This window comes from Allomesorhizobium camelthorni (genome assembly GCF_011045125.1).
GTDB classification, from domain to species: Bacteria; Pseudomonadota; Alphaproteobacteria; order Rhizobiales; family Rhizobiaceae; genus Allomesorhizobium; species Allomesorhizobium camelthorni.
In genome coordinates, this window is sequence record NZ_JAAKZF010000222.1 from 1 (window position 1) to 1,897 (window position 1,897).

Annotated in this window: 2 protein-coding genes; both read left to right on the forward strand. The window is 63.5% G+C overall.

The window, feature by feature from the left end:
- Nucleotides 1–359 precede the first annotated feature (359 nt).
- Entirely contained in the window at nt 360–557 is a 198-nt protein-coding gene (locus G6N73_RS35435) for a hypothetical protein (RefSeq protein ID WP_165034502.1), read from the forward strand.
- On the forward strand, nt 547–1,897 hold a 1,351-nt coding region (locus G6N73_RS35440; protein WP_165034503.1), incomplete at its 3' end, for a recombinase family protein. The genes G6N73_RS35435 and G6N73_RS35440, both read left to right, overlap by 11 nt.

The following is a 1,897-nucleotide window of genomic DNA, read 5'->3' on the forward strand; positions in this document are numbered from 1 at the left end:
TACAACACGACGACACACCGCCCACAGGACCGAGGAACGCGAGCTTTTTTACCCATGGCATCCCTGGGCTGGGCGTTGTGTTCACGTTCATGAGGTGATCGAGAAGGCGGCTTGGGACGTATTCCGCTGCAGCCTCTCCGGCCGGGCTTTCGATCGCTGGCTGGAGGTCCCAGCCTGGATGTTTGATCGGGCGGCAAGCACTGGCTGGCGCATCGCTGCCGTTCCCCATGTCGAGGTTGCCGCTTTGGCAGACTTGGCGACATTGCTTCAGGACGCGGCGACGATTTCCGGCACCTCATCGCAATCGCAAGATTCGGGCGCACCATCGGCTTCTCACGACGCGAATCGGGGAGAGGTCCATGCCGCGCCAGTCCACGACACACCAGTTCGATCTGTTCTCCAACCCGCAGGATCCGGAGACCGCACAGATGCCACCATGGCGGGCGCTGCCGGAAGAGACGCGCCTGACGCTGACAAAGCTGATGGTGCGCCTGATCCTCGACCACGTCGACGGCGAGTGCGCCGTGCAACGGGAGGAGGCGGATCATGATGCATGAGAAGATCAGGCCGCACCATCTGGAGCGCAAGGCGATCCTGTATGTGCGGCAATCCTCGCCCCATCAGGTTCTGCACAATCGCGAAAGCAGTGCCCTGCAATATGCAATGCGCGAGCGCCTGACGGCGCTCGGCTGGTCTCACATCGAGACGGTCGATGATGATCTTGGTCGTTCCGCAGCCGGCGGTGTCGCGCGCGCCGGATTCGACCGGATGGTGGCCGAAGTCTGCCTCGGCAAGGTCGGGGCGGTTGCAGCGCGGGAGGTATCGCGCTTCGCCCGCAACAGCCGTGATTGGCAACAGCTCATCGAGATGTGCCGCGTCGTCGATACCGTGCTGATCGACCAGGAGGCGATCTATGCGCCGCGTCAGGGCAATGACCGGCTGCTGTTGGGATTGAAGGGCAGCCTCAACGAATATGAGCTCGATCTTCTGCGACAGCGTTCTCTCTCGGCCCGCTACGAGAAGGCGCGGCGCGGCGAACTCGTCGTCGCTGCCCCAGTCGGCTTCGTGAAGGTCGGCGACAAGCTGGAGAAGGATCCCGATCGCCGCGTGCAGGAGGCCATCACGCTCATCTTCGACAGAGTCGCCGAACTCGGCAGTGCCCGGCAGGCGCTGCTTTGGTTTCTCGAGCATGGACTGGATTTACCTGCCAAACGCAACAATGGCGATGTCATCTGGCGCAGACCAAACTATGCGACCATCCACCGGATGATCGAGAACCCGATCTACGGCGGCGCCTATGCTTATGGTAAGACTCGTGTCGCGCCGGGATTTGGCATGTCCGCCGTTCGGTCAGGCGCTCGCCGCAAGGCGCGCGACGAGTGGCTGGCGCTAATCCCGGGCACACACGAAGGCTACGTCAGCTGGGAAAGGGCGGAAGCGATCCGCAAGATGGTGAGCGACAACGTACCCACGAGCCGGCATCATGGCGCGCCCAAGCACGGCAGTGCGCTCCTCGCCGGGCTGATCCGTTGCCGGCGCTGCGGACGCAAGTTGACGCTCCGCTACTCCGGAGCGAAGCATCATATTCCGCGCTACAGCTGCAGCCGCGGCTGGATGGACAATGCCGAACCCCGCTGCATCGCATTCGGCGGATTGCGTGTCGATGACGCCATCGAGGAAGCTCTTCTGCGGGTTGTCGAGCCCGGTGCCATCGCGGCCGCCGCCGAGGCCGAAGCGCAAGCTGCCAGTCGCCGCGACCAGGTTCGTGATGCTCTCGACCGTGACCTTGAAGCGGCGCGTTACGCTGCCGATCGGGCATTCCGGCAATATGACATGGCCGATCCCGAGAACCGGTTGGTCGCGGCCGAACTGGAGTTGCGATGGAACCGGGCGCTCA